Here is a 19036-nt window from a genome sequence, read left to right as displayed (position 1 = left end):
TTTGGGGTGTTTAATCACTAGTTAGGTATTAAGGCGATGATTTTTCAATTTAAAACAGCTGGCGATGTCTTAATTGAGATGTCTGAGCAAACACTGCCCTACGAAGGTGCTATTGAAACCTTAATTGAGCGATTAGATCAGCATCGTGGGGCCATTTATACCTCTGGTTTTGAATTTCCTGGCCGGTATACTTGTTGGGATATTGGATTTGTTAATCCTCCAATAGTCATAACATCTTCAGAAAATCAACTGACGGTCCAAGCCTTGAATCAAAGAGGGCAAGTATTGGTTGACGTTGTCAAGCAAGTTGCCATGGTCAATCCGCATATTTCACTGCAAGCAATTGGATCAAATCAGTTAATCATGGAGGTTAACCAATCGGAGGCTATTTATAGTGAAGAGGAACGAAGTAAACAACCCTCCGTTTTCTCATTAATACGTAGTCTTCTTGCTGCTTTTCATTCTGAAAAAGAAGATTACCTTGGCTTATATGGCGCCTATGGCTACGACCTTATTTTTCAATTTGATCAATTAACTAAAAAAATAGACCGTCCCCCACAACAGCGGGATATGGTCATTTATCTACCAGATGAAATTTATGTCGTTGATCACAGCAAGGAAATAGCGTTTGTTCGGCGCTATGATTTTATTTATCAAGGTCGAACAACGCATTCGTACGCCCGAGATGGAGAATTATCACCTTATCAGCCAGCAGGCAATATAAAACAAGGCTGTGATCATCAGCCTGGAGAGTACGCAAACCTGGTCGAAAAAGCGAAACAGAAGTTCGCCTGTGGCGATTTATTTGAGGTCGTCCCTAGCCAGTCTTTCTATCAAGCCTACCAAGACAAACCCTCCATACTTTTTCGGCGTATGCGACATTATAATCCGGCGCCATATGGGTTTTATATCAACTTAGGGGAAGGTGAATTTTTAGTCGGTGCTTCACCAGAAATGTACGTCCGTTTACAAGGGAAACGGGTTGAAACATGCCCGATTTCAGGCACCATTAAACGAGGCAACAATGCGATTGAGGATGCTATCAACATTCAAACGTTACTCGCTTCTGAAAAAGAGGAAGCAGAATTGACTATGTGCACGGATGTTGACCGTAACGATAAGTCACGTATCTGTGAAGCTGGGTCCGTCAAAGTAATTGGGCGACGGCAAATTGAAATGTACTCGCGTTTAATTCATACCGTTGATCATGTTGAAGGCATTTTAAGACATGAATACGATGCGGTGGATGCTTTTTTAACGCACATGTGGGTTGTTACAGTGACGGGGGCCCCTAAACTATGGGCCATGCAATTTATTGAAGACCATGAGAAAAGTAGCCGTAAATGGTATGCTGGTGCTGTTGGATGGTTTGGTTTTAATGGCGATTTAAATACTGGCTTAGTTTTACGCACAGTTCAATTGAGCAACGGGGTAGCCAATATTCGTGTCGGGGCGACACTCTTATATGATTCTGTTCCTGCGGATGAAGAAGCAGAGACAAGACTTAAAGCGTCTGCTTTTTTGGAAATGTTGAACCCGAACTTTGAAAATCAAATCAAAGAAACGGAACACGATTTACCGGGTCATGGAAAACAAGTGTTATTGGTCGATCATCAGGACTCATTTGTTCACACCTTAGCAAATTATTTTCGCCAAACTGGGGCGGAGGTGATGACCTGTCGGTATGATAAATTAATGCATTATTTAACCAAACACAATTTTGACTGGGTTGTCTTATCGCCAGGACCAGGAAAGCCCTCTGATTTTGATTTGTCGCAAACCATCGAACAGGTGTTAAAGCGCAATATTCCTATATTTGGGGTATGTTTGGGTCTTCAAGGAATTGTTGAGTATTTTGGTGGACAACTTAAAACCCTGTCTTATCCCATGCACGGAAAAACCTCCAATATTATACAAAAAAGACGACATCCACTATTTAATAAATTAGATGATTGCTTTGTTGCAGGACGTTATCACTCGCTGTATGCCGATAAAAATTCATTTCCAGAATGCTTGTCGGTTTTAGCTGAAACAGAAGATGGTATCGTGATGGCAGTGGCTCATAATAATTTACCAATTTACGCCGTACAGTTTCATCCTGAAACCATTTTGTCGATGACAAAACAGGCAGGCTTAACCATGATTTATAACTTAATGGAATTAACACATGACTAAGGATGATAAAATCATCATCATCTATCTGGTATCTGTGATAGTGGGGTTATTAACTGGTTTCATCGGCTCTATATTTCAGATAGGGATTGATAAGGTGGCTTTTGCGATTCGAGTATTAATCCACTACTTGCAACAACATCATATTCCTATGATGTTAAGTTCTGCATTAATTACCATGGGAATTGTGCTTTTCGTCTGGCTGTTGGTCAAAAAAGTTGCGCCTGAGGGTGGCGGTAGTGGTGTACAGGAAATTGAAGGGGCATTGTTGCATGAGAGGCCTGTCCATTGGGCAACATTATTACCCGTAAAATTTTTTGGTGGCATTTTAACTCTGGCCGCAAAAATGGTCATGGGAAGAGAAGGCCCAACGATTCAAATTGGGGGAAATTTAGGAGAAATGGTGGGTCGTTTGTGCCATCTCTCCCGCTCTAAATGTGATACCTTGATTGCCGCCGGTGCTGCTGCAGGATTAGCGACAGCATTTAATGCACCCCTCGCAGGCGTGTTGTTTGTTATCGAAGAAATGCGCAACGAATTTAACTTCTCATTTCTCAACTTCAAAATGGTTATAATCGCTTGCGTGGTTGCAACCATCGTATTGCATATAATAATCGGCCCACAACCAGTGCTGCCAATGGATGTTTTTTCTATGCCAAGCTTGAAGTCACTTTGGCTTTTTCTTGTGTTTGGGGCTGTTGTTGGCTTTGCAGGATTGTTATTTAATGAATTCTTAATGCGATTACTCTACCTCTCTGATCGATTCTCTACGTGGTTCATGGTGGTTTTTATATTAGCGGTTGGAGCGATGGTCGGTCTATTAGCTGTCTTAGAGCCACAAACAGTCGGTGGAGGGTATGAAATCATTGAACAGGCATTGACATTTTATCCAGCGGCAAGCGTTTTGTTTTTACTTTTTATCGCCCGATTTGCGACAACCATGATTTGCTATATGACAGGTGTACCTGGTGGCATATTTGCACCCATGCTTGCATTAGGAACTATTCTGGGTTTATTGGTATCTCATTTCACAAATTGGCTATTCCCAGATGCCAGTATTCACCCTGGTATGTTTGCTGTCGCGGGGATGGGGGGGCTATTTTCTGCTGCAGTTCGAGCACCGATAACAGGCATCATCTTAGTTGTTGAGATGACATCAAATTACCAACTGATTTTACCTCTGATGATCACATGCCTTATGTCAACGACTATTGTCCAATTAGCGGGGAATGAACCTATCTATACCCAATTACTTGAACGAACTATAAAGAAACAAAGGGGAGAAGGCTAGTGCCACACCGTATTAAGGAAGCATATCATCCATATTTTGCTGCGCCTCATGAAACTTGTGACGAATCAGCAACTCCTCTTTCGCCCTTTGGGCACATTCTCCCCATGTCTGGAAAGAAGGTAACATGAAGGAATTTATTAAGAAGGAGTGTTAGCCCAATGGCTCCGTTTAGGCGGCATAAACGCGTTTTGATTTTCTTCTTAGCCCCACAGCTCGTTGTGACGCTTGTCTTTTTCTTTCTGCCTGCCTTAAGTGCACTATGGCAATCGTTTCAATTTGGCGATGCTTTCGGTCTCCACAGGCGATGGGCAGGACTTTGTAATTATATCGATTTATTCCAGGATCCCAGTTATTTTCAAGCGGTTGTGGTGACATTAGGGTTGGCCATCGCTATAACAACGAGTTGTATAATACTGGGGGTGTTAATGGCTAACTTATTGCTGGCTATCACCGGTGGACGAAACATCTATAAAACGATGCTGATTTGGCCTTATGCCGTGGCGCCAGCCGTAGCAGCCATTTTATGGCGATTTTTATTTCAACCAAAATTAGGCTGGGTAGCACAAACAGCACAATGGTTTGGAATGGAATTTAATTATTTAACCCACCCTTTGCAAGCAATGGCAACGATTATTATTACGGCAAGTTGGCAACAGTTTTCCTATAATTTTCTCTTCTTCTTTGCCGCATTAAGCGCAATACCCAAAGAAATCATTGAGGCGGCTAGTCTGGATGGTGTATCTTCTTGGCGATTATTTTGGCAAATCAAATTACCATTAATCTCACCCACAACTTTTTTTCTGTTGGTTATGAACTTGATTTATGCCTTTTTTGACACCTTCGGTATCATCGATGTGATGACCCATGGCGGTCCTGCCCAATATACAACCACGTTAATTTATAAAGTATATCAAGATGGATTTGTTGCCTTTGATCCAACCAGCTCTGCCACACAATCGGTGATATTGATGATAGTCGTATCTTTAATGATTTGGTTTCAGTTTCGGTATGTTGAGAAAAAGGTGCATTATCAATGAAGAAGCGTCTATTGCTAATCCATATCCTATTGATTTCGTTTATTCTAATTTTCTTTGCGCCAATTTATGTGGCGGTAATCGCTGCTTCTCACCAAGGGGATACGTTTCTCCAAGGAAATTTGCCACTCTTACCCGGTGGTTATTTTTGGCATAATATCAAAACAGTCCTTTGGCAGGGAGTGATATCGACGGGTAGTGCCTCTGTGTTTACGATGTTAATGAATAGTTTTCTGATGGCTATGTTAATCGCTTTTGGAAAAGTGATAATGGCTTTAATGACGGCTTTTGTGTTAGTTTATTTTGAATTTCGTTTCAAATCGGTTGTATTTGCTATGATCTTTATGACAATGATGTTACCAGTAGAAGTGCGAATTGTGCCAACCTTCCAAGTCGTTGTCGCTTTAGATTGGTTAAATAGTTTCGCGGGGTTAACTCTGCCGTTGATGGCATCGGCCACAGCGACTTTTTTGTTTCGCCAATTTTTTAAATCCTTACCATCATCCTTGGTTCATGCCGCCAAAATGGATGGGGCAGGGCCGTTTCGTTTCTTCATCGATATGGTTGTTCCCCTTTCAAAAACCCCGATGACTGCATTGTTTATCATCATGTTTGTGTATGGGTGGAATCAATATTTGTGGCCAATGATTATTACCACAATGACGGATAAATCGACGATCGTCATGGGCATGAAAGCGTTAGTGGGAGTAGCTGATCAAATTCCTCAATGGCATTTGATAATGAGTACGGCCTTAATTGCCCTGTTACCACCTTGTGCCGTTGTTTTAATTTTACAGAAATGGTTTGAAAAAGGACTGACTCACTGATGAGCTTTGTAACGTTTAAAAATGTATCTAAGCGGTTTGATATACAGGATGTTTTAACCGACATTAATTTTTCGGTATCCCGCGGGGAATTTGTGGTGCTTGTTGGGCCTTCGGGGTGTGGGAAGTCCACATTATTAAGAATGCTAGCGGGTCTTGAATCAATCAGTGATGGGAAAATATTGTTAGACAATCGTTGTATTAATCAAATGAAACCGGTTGAACGGGATATGGCGATGGTATTTCAAAGTTATGCGCTTTATCCCCACATGACCGTATACCAAAATATGTCTTATAGCCTCAAATTAAAACACCTGCCAAAGGCTGAAATTGACGCTAAAGTGAGAGAAGCAGCGCAAATGTTACAGATCGAACCATTGCTGCTAAGAAAACCTGCTGAACTGTCAGGGGGGCAAAGACAACGAGTTGCTATGGGTAGAGCAATGGTTCGTCACCCTTCGGTGTTTTTATTTGATGAGCCATTATCGAATTTGGACAGTAATTTACGAGCAGAGATGCGTTATGAAATCAAACGGTTACATGAAAATCTTAAGGCAACATCTATCTATGTCACCCATGATCAGACAGAAGCCATGACGATGGCAGATAGAGTAATTGTGTTAAACGGGGGAAGGATTGAGCAAATTGATGAGCCAATGCAACTCTATAACCAACCGCAAACACAATTTGTTGCCCAATTTACTGGGCATTATCCTGTCAATCAAGTACCAGCTATCGTATCAAAAGATAGTAAAAGAGTTGAATTGCCTGGAAAAATTGCGATGATTAATCAGCAACTTGAGAACGCCAATCTAACGGCTGATACAGCGGTTAATTTGATTATTCGACCTGAGCATGTTCAGGTGAGTCATGAGCGTGGGATGTTGAAAGGGGACGTTATTTTTGTTGAAAATATGGGGGCAGATTTACTGTTAAGGGTTTCTGTTTTCGGGTATGAAATGCCCTTTGTAGTTCGAGTTGCAGCTACGCATAGTTTCGTGCACAATGAGGTATATTTATCGTTTGATTGGCAAAAGGTAAGTGTGTTTGATGCCGAAACTGGTCAACGAATATAAAGGGTCATATGGTGACACAATTGAAAGGCACATCCTTAAAATTAGAGACGCAACGCCAATATAATTATTGGCAGGCGCTTGTGTTATCTTTTTTTAGTGATTTGTTATATTGGGATGTGTATAAGCGCTGGCGTGGTATCGGTTTGTTATATTTATTGCTGATGACTTGGGTATTTTGTATTCCTTTCTCTATAAAATACATGATTGGCATGGATCATTTTTTCAATGATGTTATCATCAAACCCTTCCAAAAAATACCTGATATTCCCTATGTAAGCGGTAAACTCAAATTTGATAAAAAAATGCCCTATTTTATCAAGAATGATCGGGGGCAAGTCGAAACGATCCTTGACAATACAGGTTCAATCAAAAAATTTGATCAATCAACTTATCCTTCGTTAAGATTCTTATTTTTGGATGACCGCGTTTATTACACAATACCCGATGCGTTCAAATACTTTGAAGATAGGGATTATCAACGTGTAACAGAAGTAAAAGAGATAAAAATGCCGAGTGATACAAGTTTTGTTTTTAATGGCGAATCTTTTTTAAAGGCCTATCAAATTCGAGGATTGAAAATGCTGACATTAACGGTCATTTACCCCGTTGTTGCAGCAACTTATTTTACAGTTGCTCTCATATTTTTGTTAGCATTTGCAATGATGGGGCAAATTGTGAGTCAAACGATTTTTAAGGTGCAGTTGTATTACAAGCAATCTTGTCGATTATTATTCGTTGCCTCAACCCCGGCATTTTTTGTTTTGCAGATAATGGCTGTATGCGGTTATAACAGAAGTATGATGGGTTATGTTTGGCTAGCATTAGTGGCAACTTATTTTTCATTTGCCATTATCTTTGTTAAACGAAATTTACGTTCAATAGCCCGATTATGAAACCCATCATTCATTTTACTCATGGCAATGGCTTCCCGTCTTCCTGTTATCGGCAACTTTTACAATCATTAGCGGATGAATATGATGTTAATGTCATTGAAAAAGTTGGCCATAATCCCGATTTTCCAGTTGGTGAAAATTGGCATACCCTTGTGGATGAAGTGATAGAAAGCATTGTTGAGCAGTCCCATAATCCTGTTGTGGCAGTGGGTCATTCCCTTGGCGGTATCCTTAGCTTTCTTGCTGCAGTACAGCGTCCTGAGTTGATAAAAGCGGTGGTCATGATTGATTCCCCTGTTATTGGGCCAATCAAATCAATGTTGTTAAAAATAGCAAAAAAAATTCGATTAATCGATAAGGTTACACCCGCTGAGCGAACAAGAGGACGGAGAACGCATTGGCCAGACAAGGAACATCTTTTAAGGTATCTGAAAAGTAAACCCGTGTTCCAAACGTTTACCGATGCTTGTTTACAGGATTACATTGATTATGGTTTGATCAAATCGAACACAGGCTATGATCTGGCTTATGATCGGCAAATCGAATATTTAATTTATCGTACAATTCCACATATGTTACCTGATTATATTGGTCATCTAACGTGCCCTTGTGTGATGATTTATGGTAATAAGTCAAACGTTGTTGATTCCTTTGATTTAAGTCATATGAGAAAACAACATGGGATTCGTTCAGTGAGTATGCCAGGGACTCATATGTTGCCTTTTGAATCACCTATAGAACTGGCTAAAAAAATTAAATTAGAGTTGGAAATAATGCTTTCGTGAAAAGATACCCGATATCCACGAAACTTCAATAGGAGCATTTTGAATGATCACGGGTATATGATTAACCATGGCGTGCTATACTGATCATAGGCCTATTGTTTTATCTTTCCAGTTCAATTACTCTAAAATAATCCCAAGAAACGAATCATCGTTTTAATTGTGAGAAAACCTAGCTGCCTGACAACAGTTAATAAAAAATAATAGAATGATTTATCTGGGAATAATGAATGACCTATAGTCGGAACATTTGATATATATAAGACCCGGGGTATCCCTAATTCCATGCTGTGTCTTGGATATCCACTTCCATATAGGTATATTATCCAACAGCTTATAGCAAGGAGAGTGAAGTGATTGACTTACTCATTTTTATTGGTGTTACTTCCGTTATAATGACCTTAATGGCAAAGGAAGCATCCGTTCAGATATGGTTAATATCGTTTGCCATATTATCAGCCGTTGCCACGCAATTAGCGGCCTTTGGTTGGTTTTCAACATTCCTTTTATGTTCGATTACCTTGGTTGCTTTACTTGGAAGCATTTCACCAATTCGTTTAGCGATCACGCGCAAAGTTCTAGAAATATTGCAAAAGAACTTGCCTTCCATGTCTTCGACTGAAAGAGAAGCTTTAGAAGCTGGTACAGTGAGTTGGGAAGGTGAAATTTTTTCTGGTAAGCCAGACTTCAGTAAGTTGCAGCAAGCACCACTTGTCAAGTTAACGAAAGCAGAGCAAGCCTTTATAGATGGGCCCGTTCGAACCTTGTGTGAAATGATTGATGATTGGGATATTACCCATAATCGTACTGATTTACCCGAGGAAATGTGGCAGTTTATCAGAACTAATCGCTTTTTTGGCATGATTATTCCAGAAGAATATGGTGGCTTAGGATTTTCAGCAACGGCTCAAATGGAAGTTCTCGTAAAGCTTTACTCGCGATCGGTTTCAGTTGCCACCACCGTCAGCGTTCCTAATTCCCTAGGGCCAGCTGAATTGCTGCTAAAATACGGCACGAAAGAACAACGAGAATATTATTTACCAAGACTAGCGAATGGAACTGATATTCCATGTTTTGCGCTTACAGGACCAAATGCTGGCTCTGATGCAGCCTCAATTCCGGATACAGGCGTTGTTTGTCGTGGCAATTTTAATGGTGAGGAAGTCATTGGCATACGTCTAAATTGGGATAAGCGATACATTACGTTGTCTCCTGTGGCAACGGTTGTTGGTTTAGCATTCAGACTGTATGACCCCGATAATTTACTCAATAAGAAGAGTGACATTGGAATTACTTGTGCTTTAATTCCCTCAAATTTACCGGGCGTTAGGACGGGCAGACGTCATTTCCCACTTAATTCAGCTTTCATGAATGGACCCACGCAGGGCAAAGATGTCTTTATTCCCATTTCCTATATCATTGGTGGTGCTGAGATGGCAGGAAAAGGGTGGTCTATGTTAATGGAGTGCTTAAGTGCTGGTCGTGCCATTTCATTACCTTCGTCCGCATTAGGAGGCGCTCAACTTATTGCTTTGGCAACGGGTGCTTATGCACGAATTAGAACTCAGTTTGATCAACCTATTGCTAAATTTGAAGGTATTGAGGAGCCACTTGCTCGCATAGCAGGTAATACCTATATCATTGATTCGGCATTAACGCTAGCGACTGCCGCGATTGATCAAGGTGAAAAACCAGCCATTGTTGGTGCGATATTAAAATACCACACCACAGAACGAGCAAGACAGATAGGCATGGACTCGATGGATATCCATGGTGGTAAGGCCATCTGCTTAGGACCTGAAAATTATCTTGGCCGGGGTTATCAACAAGCGCCCATTGGCATCACCGTTGAAGGCGCAAATATATTAACTCGAAGTTTAATTATTTTTGGCCAGGGGGCGATTCGATGCCATCCTTATGTCTTTGCTGAAATGGAAGCGGCTCGTAAAAATGATTTACAAGCCTTTGATAAAGCATTTTGGGGGCATGTTGGCTATACGATGTCCAATTTTGCCCGTTCCCTTGTCTTCCTATTTACCAAAGCCAAAGGAACCCCCGCGCCTTCGATGATAACAAAACCGTATTATCAAGCTATCAACCAATACAGCGCTAATTTTGCATTTGTCGCTGACTTTTCCTTAGCATTACTTGGTGGTGCGTTGAAACGTATGGAATCTTTATCTGCAAGGCTTGGTGATGTTTTATCGAAACTTTACCTTTTATCTGCTGTGCTAAAGCGATACGAGAGCGATGGAGAACCTGCGGTGGATAAGCCAGTCGTTGATTGGGCAGCTCAGCAATTACTCTTTGAAATAGAGCAAGCGTTCCAGGGTATTATTCAGAATTTCCCAATAGCTTGGGCTAAAGGTTTCTTAAAGTTAATCATGCTACCTTTTGGTCCACAACGCAAAGTCCCATCGGATGCGCTTGGTAAGAAGTTAGCAAAATTGTTAACCACAACTTGCCCGACGCGAGAAAGGTTAACGAGATTAGTCTATAAAGAACCTGTTGCAAATTGCCCAGTCGGTCGGATGGAAGAAGCGTTTATTAAGATTGTAACGGTTGCTGATACAGAGAAAAAATTTATAAAAGCCGTTCGTGCTCATAAAATACAAGGGTTAACGGTTCATGATCAGATTAAACAGGCAGAACACCTAGGTCAACTTACTGCAGATGAGGCGAGTCAACTAATGGAAGCAGAACAAGCTAGACAAGCCGTTATCAAAGTGGATGATTTTGATATGGATGAACTTCGTCGACTGGTTGTTGGCAAGGCCAAGACGAAAAGTAAATCAGATAGTGAATCGGCAACATTCTGACAATTGGGATTTTGTTAATTAAATCCAAGCGCACATCAGGTGCGCTTGTAGGCTAATGTTAAGCAGTTTGGGAACTAATGAACTTCTTCAAAGGCCTCTTCGGGCATGGTGACATTCAGTTCTAGTATAGCGTTATCACCATCTTTTTCGAGAGTGACATTCACTTGATCGCGACTTATTGGTACATATTTAGCGATGACTTCTAATATTTCATCTTGTAGTTTTGTCAGATAATCCGGCTGTGATCGTTGTGAACGCTCGTGAGAAATGATGATTTGTAAGCGTTCTTTCGCGACAGAGGCTGTGTTTGGTCTTTTTCGTAAAAATTTTAAAAGACTCATATCGTGGCCTCCTCTTTTGACTTTCCAAAGATGCGTTTTAAAAAGCCTTTGCGCTCAATGCTAATAAATCGCATTGGCCTATTCTCACCTAAAAATCGTGCAATCGCATCTTGATAGGCAACCCCTGCGTCGCTCTGCTCATCCAATACGACAGGAGTACCTGTATTCGAAGCTTTTAAGACAGCTTTAGACTCGGGGATAACGCCGATTAATGGAATCGCCAATATTTCTGTGACATCGTTTACAGATAGCATTTCACCAATTTCAACACGTGTCGGATCATAACGCGTTAAAAGTAAATGTTCTTGAACCGGCTCAAGATTTTCAATGGCCCGTCGACTTTTACTTGCCAAAATACCTAAAATCCGGTCAGAGTCGCGTACGGAAGAAACTTCGGGGTTGGTAACAACTATCGCATGATCAGCGAAATGCATGGCCATTAACGCCCCGGATTCAATCCCAGCAGGTGAGTCACAAACAATGAAATCAAATGATTTTTTGAGTTCTTCGATAACACGTTCAACGCCTTCAAGCGTTAGTGCATCTTTATCTCGTGTTTGGGATGCTGGTAAAATCGAGAGATTTTGAATTCGTTTATCTTTGATCAAGGCTTGATTTAGGCTCGCATCCCCATTAATGACATTAACGAAATCGTAAACGACACGCCGCTCACACCCCATAATTATATCAAGATTTCGTAACCCAATATCAAAGTCTATGACGACGGTTTTATGGCCAGCCATAGCTAATCCAGAAGCAAAAGCAGCTGACGTAGTGGTTTTTCCTACACCGCCTTTACCGGATGTGATAACAATTATCTTGCTCAATGTCGTTTCCTTTGCCAATAAATATACTCTTCAGTTTATACCTAAGGACCTTGTAATTGCAAGCGTTATACGATTGATTTTTAGGGGTTAGACGATGTGAAAACACAACAGATAAGAATCGAAAAACGAGCCTATTGTGAGCACGAAAATCATCAAAATAATCTGCCAATTATTTGATTTACAATCAATTTGTGTGCTAAATATAGGTAACCTTATTTTATGATGATCGACTCATGAGGCGTCTCTTTCTTTTTGGAATTTTGTTCTTGATGGTTGGTGTCACATATGCTTACACAACACCACAACCGTTTATGAATCTGTATTTTGATTTTACTGGCTCGAGTACTCCAGGATTCCCGGCGAATCAAAAAACAATCCCTCAAATATTGGTGGATGCGGAAAATCAACAACAATCTAACAAAAACGATAACAGACTGCTTATTCTATTAATTAATTCAACTATTTATATTTACGATAACCAACGTCAATTAGTCTATAGCAAATTGTTGCGTACTAATCCTTCCACAGGGTTCTATGAAATGACGTCATTATCACATATTGGCCCGGCATTATCTTACTTAGCAGAAATCAAAGCATCCGGTAGTAATGCATGGAAACCAGCAATGCAACAGCTCTTAACCAATATTAAAGCGGTAAGAAAATTAAATGACACTGGCGAGTGGATAAAACAGGCTAATATTCAACCATGGAAGACGCATGAGTCACAAATTCTCGCAATGTTCGATTATGGCTTGTCGATGTCTGGAAACTATATTGTATCTGTATTAAATGGTGGGAAGTTTGATTTGCAAGATGTTCAGAATAATTTTCTAAAGGGTAATAAACAATATCCCATCCCGTTTAATAATATTATGGTGGGAACATTTATGTTCACGGCTTTACAGAGTATGGACGAAATCCACCAAGAAATAAAAGACAAACAGATAGATTGGCCCCATGCGATGATTGTGATTCGTTTTGTGGCCGGGGCAAATGTCACTGCTGGTTTGACAAAAGGTACGAATTGGTTTGTTCCGTTCTTTCAAGCATTATCAAATAATACCTTATTAGCTTCTAATATAATAATTGCGCCATACGCTGATGTAAAATCAGATCTAGGGCAAAAGGTATTATCAGAAGATAGTTACAATTACTATAAAAACCAAGTATGGATGAGCACTAAAAATCGTGAGAAGACTGCTGCCGAAGTGTTTACAAGCCTTGACACCATTTTTGTACCAGGTAGACCTGCTTTGCCTGGCGATTATTCCTATTCGAAGGCATCGGATGTAAGAGATTTTTTAGTCAGGCTTAAGCATTCATTACAGGACCCTCAAGAAATGTTGTCTAATACGGTAGGGTTTTGGATGGCAGGCGAGTTAGCTGCAAAAAATTGGCAAGCAGAAAAAGTGGCAATACCTGGTTTTACGGATGGTTTTCCTGAAGGAATCACCGCTTATCCTACCAATAATCCACCGATAGGAGAGGTAAAATGAGGCCCCATTTGTTTTGTGCATTGCTTCTGACGGTTATTTCAGCTTATTCGCAACCTATTTTAAAGCCGTGGATAACCATTGATGCTCAGGGGACTCGAGAGATAACTCCCTTTGAGATAGATGGACAACGTTATTTAGCTGTCGCACAGCTTGCCAAAGATATTCCTCACACACCGGCGAATATGAATGGCGGCAACTCGGATGTTGATGTCATAATTTTGCGGGAAGGAAAGGGGCTGTTTACGCCGTTACAATCCATTCCAAGTCATGGCAATGAAGGCGTTGAGTTTTTTTCCATTAATAACATTCCGTATATAGCAGTTGCTTCAATCCGATCGGGCCCGCATGCGCCCTACAATATTAACACCTACTCGAAATTATATCAGTGGGATGGAAAACGATTTTATCCAATTCAGCAGTTTTTTAATTTAGCAACTAAACAATGGCGACATTTTCAAATTGGTGAACGACATTTTCTAGCCCAAGCTAATGGCATTATTAAATCATTATCTGAATCAAGTTTAAGTACAAATTCAATGATTTATGAATGGGATGGCCATTCTTTTCAACCTTTTCAAACAATCGCTTCTACTTGGGCTTATTCCTGGGAGTTCTTTGAAATGGACGGTCAGTATTATTTGGCGCTTGCCGATCATGTCAATCACTCAATGATTTACCAATGGAATGGCCGATCATTTCAAACATTTCAAAATTTTCCAGGCAGTGGTGGGAGAGTCTTTAAGTACATGAAGATAGGGGATAAATCCTTATTGGCTTTTGCAAATATCAATCATAATTCAATGATTTATCAGTTTAAACAAGGAAAATGGGAGCCTTTGCAAACATTAAACGGAACTGGAGGACGTAATTTTACCTACTTTAAATACAAAGGTGATGATTACCTATTAAGGATTAACTTCATAACTGGTAGTCGAGAGAAACCAGTGAGTGTGTTGAAGTCTCCGTTATACCGTTGGAATGGGAATCAATTTGAACAAGTGGAAGAAATTACAACCTATGGTGGTGTGAGTGCTAATCCATTTATGCATGGTGGGCAACTCATGATTGCTGTTGCAAATAGTTTAAGCAAAGATTTGCGTTTTAAACAGCCTTCGTTGATTTATCAAGTTGGTGAAGCCCAACGTCCAAATTAGAGGGATTTTTTTTCTATCCCATAGCTGATTTAACGTTCTTATCAGGGAGTCAGAAGTATGAGCAGTTTACTTCGTCTAGGCACAGTGTTATTCCTATGTATTCCATCCGCCATATTTGCTCACGACAAACTGATTTTTGCCATCGATATTATTCGACATGGCGATAGAACCCCATTTATTTCACTACCATCTGTCGATTACCATTGGCAAGAAGGATTCGGACAGTTAACTGCTGAAGGGATGCAGCAAGAATACAATTTAGGTAAGACCTTTCGTAAAAAATACATTGAACAAACACACCTGTTGCCTGACTGTTATGAACAAGGATTAATCAATGTATATGCCACCTATTTCGATCGCACACATATGAGTGCACAATCATTGCTAATGGGATTATACCCTCCCGGAACTGGACCTAAAACAACGGGAAACTCAGCTCCTGCATTGCCGCATGCATTTCAACCCATTCCGGTATTTAGTTCACCGGCAAAATATGATCAAGTGATCGATCAGTACGTCAGCCATGAAGAGAGAGCTAAGCTGATGGAGCAATATGTGTATTCGACGGTTGAATGGCAACAAAAAAATAATGAGCTTAAGACTAAATACACACTTTGGAGCAATTTGCTTGGGCTACAAATTCAGAGCTTGTCGGATCTGCAATTACTCGGCGATGCTTTGTATATTCACAAAATTCATCATGCCCCAATGCCAAGCCAATTAAGTTCAGACGATATTGATACCATCATCAAGGCCAGCCATTGGGCTTTTACAGCGCAATTAAAGCCTAAACAGGTTGCAACTGTTTATTGTGGTAAACTCATGACCAATATTGCCAACTACCTCGATAAAGGCAGTCAACAAAGTTCTAAGCTGAAATATGTCCTGCTGTCAGCACATGATACGACAATTGCGGGTGCATTAAGTTTTTTAGGGGTACCCTTGGAGCAAGTTCCCACGTATGCCTCAAATCTTAATTTTTCACTTTACGAAAGTGGCCAAGACTACTATCAGGTGAAAATCACCTATAATGGCCAACCTGTTTCAATTCCTGCATGTGGTGGGGTGTCTTGCGAGTTACAACAATTTATAAAATTGGTGGATAGTACCAAACAAATGTCTTTAGGTTAAAGTTCTCATAACATGATGCACTTTAGACGGTCTTGCTACGAATGGCGATAACTCTGACATTTTTAGCTTGCTTGAGTGCATACGGCTTATTCACCACAATTTTTACCTGTTGGATGGGAAAGTTCGTCAATATCTCTTGGGCAATGTCATTAGCAACGGTTTCAATGAGTTGGAATGATTTTTTCGTTACATAGGCGTTAATATGTTGACTAATCAAGTCATAGTTGATGGTTTCGTCAATATGGTCATTTATCGCTTTGAAATCCACATAAAGATGAAGGTCTACTAACAAACATTGATCAATAGCTTGTTCCCATTGATTAACGCCAATGCGTGTTTGTAGACTCAATGATTCAATCACAATTTCATCCATGCAAGGTTCTCCGATTTAACTATCCAAATTTTCAATATTAGCGAATTGCTGTCGAAGCTTTGTCAATGTCTGTTCTGTGTTGGAAAGCCGTTCTTTTTCTTTCATAATTACCTCAGCAGGTGCTTTTTTGACAAAGTTTGCATTCGACAGTTTGGTTGATACATCCTGTTTATCTTTCTCTAATTTTGCTATTTCTTTTTTTAGTCGAGCGAGCTCGGCGTCTCTATCTATTAACCCCGCCATTGGTATGAAAATTTCCAATCCTTCAACGACGCCAGTTGCTGAGGGAGGGACGCTTTCATGTTTCTCAAGAAGGGTTATAGGGGAAACCTTGCTCATACTGATGAGTAGCTTCTGATGTTTATCTAATCGTTGTTTGTCTTTTTCGGATACATTACGGAGAATTAACGGAACCGATTTGCTTGGTGATATCCCCATTTCACTGCGGATGGTTCGAATGACTTGGATGACCGTTTTAAGCCATTCAATTTCTTCTTCCGTTTCTGGCCGGATATATTCTGGATGAACAATTGGGTATTCGCTAATTGTAATACTCTCAAGGCTCTGGCTGGTGAATCGCTTAATTCGAAGCCAAATTTCTTCGGTAATGAACGGCATGATTGGGTGGAGTAATTTCAATATTTGATCCAACACATGGATAAGTGTTCGTCTCGTTCCTCGTTTCATCGAGCCCAAAGCTTGGTCGTCTTGTAAGACGGGTTTGGATAGTTCTAAATACCAATCACAATACTCATGCCATACAAATTCATAAATGGCATTTGCAAGCAAATCAAAACGGTAACTTTCAAAATAGTGACGACATAAGGCGATGGTGTTTTGCAACCTTGACAATATCCACTGATCCGATGGGCTATATTGGAAGGGACCATCCCCTAAATCACCGCTTTCTTCATCGACATTCATTAAGGCGTATCGTGATGCATTCCACAATTTATTACAGAAGTTTCGGTAGCCAGCGACTCGATTGAGGTCAAAACGTAGATTTCGTCCGGTTGATGCCATTGAGCAAAACGTAAATCGCAACGCATCCGTACCATGTGCTTCAATGCCTTGGGGAAATTCCTTTTGTGTTGCCTTTATAATTTGTTTGCGGGTTGATTCCAACATCAAATTCGATGTGCGTTTTTCTAATAAATTATCTAAACTGATGCCATAAATAATATCTAAAGGATCTAATACATTTCCTTTCGACTTAGACATCTTTTTCCCTTCGCTATCTCGAATTAAACCCGTGATGAGCACCTCTTTAAAAGGTACTTGGCCAGTAAATTTGAGCCCCATCATAATCATCCGGGCTACCCAGAAAAAGATAATATCAAACCCTGTTACTAAAACAGATGTCGGATAAAATGTTGTAAGCTCTTCTGTTTGCTCAGGCCAACCTAAGGTTGAAAATGGCCAAAGGGCAGAGGAGAACCAGGTGTCTAAGACATCCTCATCTTGCTTTAAGCTAATATCTTCATCGAGCTGATATTTATATCGAACATCGTTTTCACTACTACCAACATAAATATTTCCTTGATTGTCATACCAAGCAGGGATGCGATGTCCCCACCAGAGTTGACGAGAGATGCACCAATCTTCAATATTCTCCATCCATTGAAAATAGGTTTTACTCCAGTTTTCAGGGATAAATTTTATCTCGCCTTGTTTGACTGCCTCAATTGCTGGTTTTGCCAAAGGTTCAACTTTCACATACCATTGCTCAGTTAGCAAAGGTTCAATTATGACATTGGATTTTTCTCCACGAGGCACTTTGATTTTGTATGGCTCTATTTTATTTAATAAACCTAGATCCTCAAGATCAGTCACAATATGTTCTCGAGCAATAAACCTATCCATTCCTTGATATTTGACAGGGGCATTTTTACTGATGGTTCCCTTTTTTGTCATGATTTTGATGACCGGCAGATCATGTCGTTTGCCGATTTCATGGTCATTAAAATCATGGGCAGGGGTTATTTTAACGCACCCACTACCAAAATCTTGTTCCACGTATTCATCGGCAATAATGGGTATCGTTCGATCACATAAAGGGAGTTGAACATATTTCCCTATCAAGTGTTTGTATCGTTTATCATCTGGGTGTACGGCAACGGCTGTGTCACCAAGAAGTGTTTCGGGTCGAGTTGTTGCTATCGTTAAATGGTCTTTGCTATCAACAATAGGGTAGTTGATATGCCACATGAAACCATCTTCTTCTTCTGATATCACCTCGAGGTCAGATATGGCTGTTCCTAATTTAGGATCCCAATTAACTAATCGCGTTCCTCGGTAAATAAGTCCTTCATCATAGAGCTGAATAAACACTTTTTGAACGGCCTCAGATAGCCCTTCGTCCATGGTAAATCGTTCGCGTCCCCAATCGACAGAAGCACCCATTTGACGCATTTGATCAGTAATTTTACCGCCGGATTCATTTTTCCATTGCCATACATAGTCTAGAAAGGTGTCTCTTGACATGTTTTTACGATTCAACCCTTCTTGTTCTAGGCGACGTTCGACAACCAATTGCGTTGAAATTCCAGCATGATCTGTTCCTGGCTGCCATAGTACTTTTTTGCCGTTCATGCGGTTATAGCGAGACAATGCATCCATGATTGTATATTGAAAGCCATGGCCCATGTGTAGACTGCCTGTTACGTTTGGTGGAGGTAGCATTATGCAAAATGATTCTCCATCACCTCTAGGCGAGAAATAATTTTTTTTCTCCCAGTTCTCATAACAACGGCGCTCTATGTTATCAGGTGAGTAGGTTTTATCCATGGCTATTTCTACTATCTATTAAAAGGGCCCATTCTA

Annotated in this window: 15 protein-coding genes; 11 read left to right on the top strand and 4 right to left on the bottom strand. The window is 40.4% G+C overall.

The window, feature by feature from the left end; all coding sequences use genetic code 11:
• Nucleotides 1-36 precede the first annotated feature (36 nt).
• From AB3348_RS02155 to AB3348_RS02120, 8 genes are all read left to right on the top strand, one after another.
• The gene (locus tag AB3348_RS02155; protein ID WP_367605913.1) at nucleotides 37-2175 is read left to right on the top strand and encodes an anthranilate synthase component I; all 2139 of its coding nucleotides are present in this window, start codon (nucleotides 37-39) and stop codon (nucleotides 2173-2175) included.
• The gene (gene clcA / locus AB3348_RS02150) at nucleotides 2168-3463 is read left to right on the top strand and encodes a H(+)/Cl(-) exchange transporter ClcA (RefSeq protein WP_367605912.1); all 1296 of its coding nucleotides are present in this window, start codon (nucleotides 2168-2170) and stop codon (nucleotides 3461-3463) included. Before AB3348_RS02155 ends, clcA begins: the two co-directional genes overlap by 8 nt.
• A gap of 158 nt (nucleotides 3464-3621) precedes the next feature.
• Complete coding sequence (locus AB3348_RS02145; protein WP_367605911.1) at nucleotides 3622-4500, top strand: ABC transporter permease subunit; 879 nt, start codon at nucleotides 3622-3624, stop codon at nucleotides 4498-4500.
• A complete protein-coding gene (gene ugpE / locus AB3348_RS02140; RefSeq protein WP_367605910.1) occupies nucleotides 4497-5324 on the top strand; it encodes a sn-glycerol-3-phosphate ABC transporter permease UgpE in 828 nt (275 codons plus the stop codon). Before AB3348_RS02145 ends, ugpE begins: the two co-directional genes overlap by 4 nt.
• Nucleotides 5324-6397, top strand: a complete 1074-nt coding sequence (locus AB3348_RS02135) for an ABC transporter ATP-binding protein (RefSeq protein WP_367605909.1) — start codon at nucleotides 5324-5326, stop codon at nucleotides 6395-6397. Before ugpE ends, AB3348_RS02135 begins: the two co-directional genes overlap by 1 nt.
• An 8-nt stretch (nucleotides 6398-6405) precedes the next feature.
• Nucleotides 6406-7290, top strand: coding sequence for a DUF1189 family protein (locus tag AB3348_RS02130; RefSeq protein WP_367605908.1), 885 nt, complete (start codon nucleotides 6406-6408; stop codon nucleotides 7288-7290).
• Nucleotides 7287-8075, top strand: a complete 789-nt coding sequence (locus AB3348_RS02125; protein WP_367605907.1) for an alpha/beta fold hydrolase — start codon at nucleotides 7287-7289, stop codon at nucleotides 8073-8075. Before AB3348_RS02130 ends, AB3348_RS02125 begins: the two co-directional genes overlap by 4 nt.
• Nucleotides 8076-8467: 392 nt before the next feature.
• A complete protein-coding gene (locus tag AB3348_RS02120) occupies nucleotides 8468-10891 on the top strand; it encodes an acyl-CoA dehydrogenase (protein WP_367606191.1) in 2424 nt (807 codons plus the stop codon).
• A gap of 74 nt (nucleotides 10892-10965) precedes the next feature.
• Here the strand turns inward: AB3348_RS02120 and minE are convergent, their stop codons facing one another.
• Nucleotides 10966-11232, bottom strand: a complete 267-nt coding sequence (minE, locus tag AB3348_RS02115; protein WP_367605906.1) for a cell division topological specificity factor MinE — start codon at nucleotides 11230-11232, stop codon at nucleotides 10966-10968.
• Nucleotides 11229-12059 (bottom strand): septum site-determining protein MinD, encoded by an 831-nt coding sequence (gene minD / locus AB3348_RS02110; RefSeq protein WP_367605905.1) that lies wholly within the window; start codon nucleotides 12057-12059, stop codon nucleotides 11229-11231. Before minD ends, minE begins: the two co-directional genes overlap by 4 nt.
• Before the next feature lie 269 nt (nucleotides 12060-12328).
• On the opposite strand from minD, the gene AB3348_RS02105 reads away from it, so the two are divergent.
• Genes AB3348_RS02105 through AB3348_RS02095 form a run of 3 tightly spaced genes read left to right on the top strand, consistent with a single transcriptional unit; the run spans nucleotide 12329 to nucleotide 15840 of the window.
• Nucleotides 12329-13555: a DUF5624 domain-containing protein gene (locus AB3348_RS02105; RefSeq protein ID WP_367605904.1), complete on the top strand. Its 1227-nt coding sequence runs from the start codon at nucleotides 12329-12331 to the stop codon at nucleotides 13553-13555.
• Nucleotides 13552-14709 (top strand): hypothetical protein, encoded by a 1158-nt coding sequence (locus AB3348_RS02100; RefSeq protein WP_367605903.1) that lies wholly within the window; start codon nucleotides 13552-13554, stop codon nucleotides 14707-14709. Before AB3348_RS02105 ends, AB3348_RS02100 begins: the two co-directional genes overlap by 4 nt.
• Before the next feature lie 57 nt (nucleotides 14710-14766).
• The gene (locus AB3348_RS02095; RefSeq protein ID WP_367605902.1) at nucleotides 14767-15840 is read left to right on the top strand and encodes a histidine phosphatase family protein; all 1074 of its coding nucleotides are present in this window, start codon (nucleotides 14767-14769) and stop codon (nucleotides 15838-15840) included.
• A gap of 22 nt (nucleotides 15841-15862) precedes the next feature.
• Here the strand turns inward: AB3348_RS02095 and folB are convergent, their stop codons facing one another.
• Together folB and AB3348_RS02085 are read right to left on the bottom strand one after the other, a co-directional pair.
• Entirely contained in the window at nucleotides 15863-16213 is a 351-nt protein-coding gene (gene folB, locus AB3348_RS02090; protein WP_367605901.1) for a dihydroneopterin aldolase, read from the bottom strand.
• 15 nt (nucleotides 16214-16228) lie between these two features.
• Complete coding sequence (locus AB3348_RS02085) at nucleotides 16229-19000, bottom strand: valine--tRNA ligase (RefSeq protein ID WP_367605900.1); 2772 nt, start codon at nucleotides 18998-19000, stop codon at nucleotides 16229-16231.
• Nucleotides 19001-19036 lie beyond the last annotated feature (36 nt).

This window comes from Legionella sp. W05-934-2, assembly GCF_964199965.1.
GTDB lineage: Bacteria > Pseudomonadota > Gammaproteobacteria > Legionellales > Legionellaceae > JAFIFT01.
This window is presented reverse-complemented; position numbering and strand designations above follow the sequence as displayed.

Coding starts and splice junctions, on each gene's coding strand:
- AB3348_RS02125 (WP_367605907.1), top strand. CDS start 7,287: ATGAAACCCATCATTCATTTTACTCATGGCAATGGCTTCCCGTCTTCC.
- ugpE (WP_367605910.1), top strand. CDS start 4,497: ATGAAGAAGCGTCTATTGCTAATCCATATCCTATTGATTTCGTTTATT.
- AB3348_RS02120 (WP_367606191.1), top strand. CDS start 8,468: ATGACCTTAATGGCAAAGGAAGCATCCGTTCAGATATGGTTAATATCG.
- AB3348_RS02105 (WP_367605904.1), top strand. CDS start 12,329: ATGGTTGGTGTCACATATGCTTACACAACACCACAACCGTTTATGAAT.
- clcA (WP_367605912.1), top strand. CDS start 2,168: ATGACTAAGGATGATAAAATCATCATCATCTATCTGGTATCTGTGATA.
- AB3348_RS02135 (WP_367605909.1), top strand. CDS start 5,324: ATGAGCTTTGTAACGTTTAAAAATGTATCTAAGCGGTTTGATATACAG.
- AB3348_RS02155 (WP_367605913.1), top strand. CDS start 37: ATGATTTTTCAATTTAAAACAGCTGGCGATGTCTTAATTGAGATGTCT.
- AB3348_RS02095 (WP_367605902.1), top strand. CDS start 14,767: ATGAGCAGTTTACTTCGTCTAGGCACAGTGTTATTCCTATGTATTCCA.
- AB3348_RS02130 (WP_367605908.1), top strand. CDS start 6,406: ATGGTGACACAATTGAAAGGCACATCCTTAAAATTAGAGACGCAACGC.
- AB3348_RS02145 (WP_367605911.1), top strand. CDS start 3,622: ATGGCTCCGTTTAGGCGGCATAAACGCGTTTTGATTTTCTTCTTAGCC.
- minE (WP_367605906.1), bottom strand. CDS start 11,232: ATGAGTCTTTTAAAATTTTTACGAAAAAGACCAAACACAGCCTCTGTC.
- AB3348_RS02085 (WP_367605900.1), bottom strand. CDS start 19,000: ATGGATAAAACCTACTCACCTGATAACATAGAGCGCCGTTGTTATGAG.
- AB3348_RS02100 (WP_367605903.1), top strand. CDS start 13,552: ATGAGGCCCCATTTGTTTTGTGCATTGCTTCTGACGGTTATTTCAGCT.
- folB (WP_367605901.1), bottom strand. CDS start 16,213: ATGGATGAAATTGTGATTGAATCATTGAGTCTACAAACACGCATTGGC.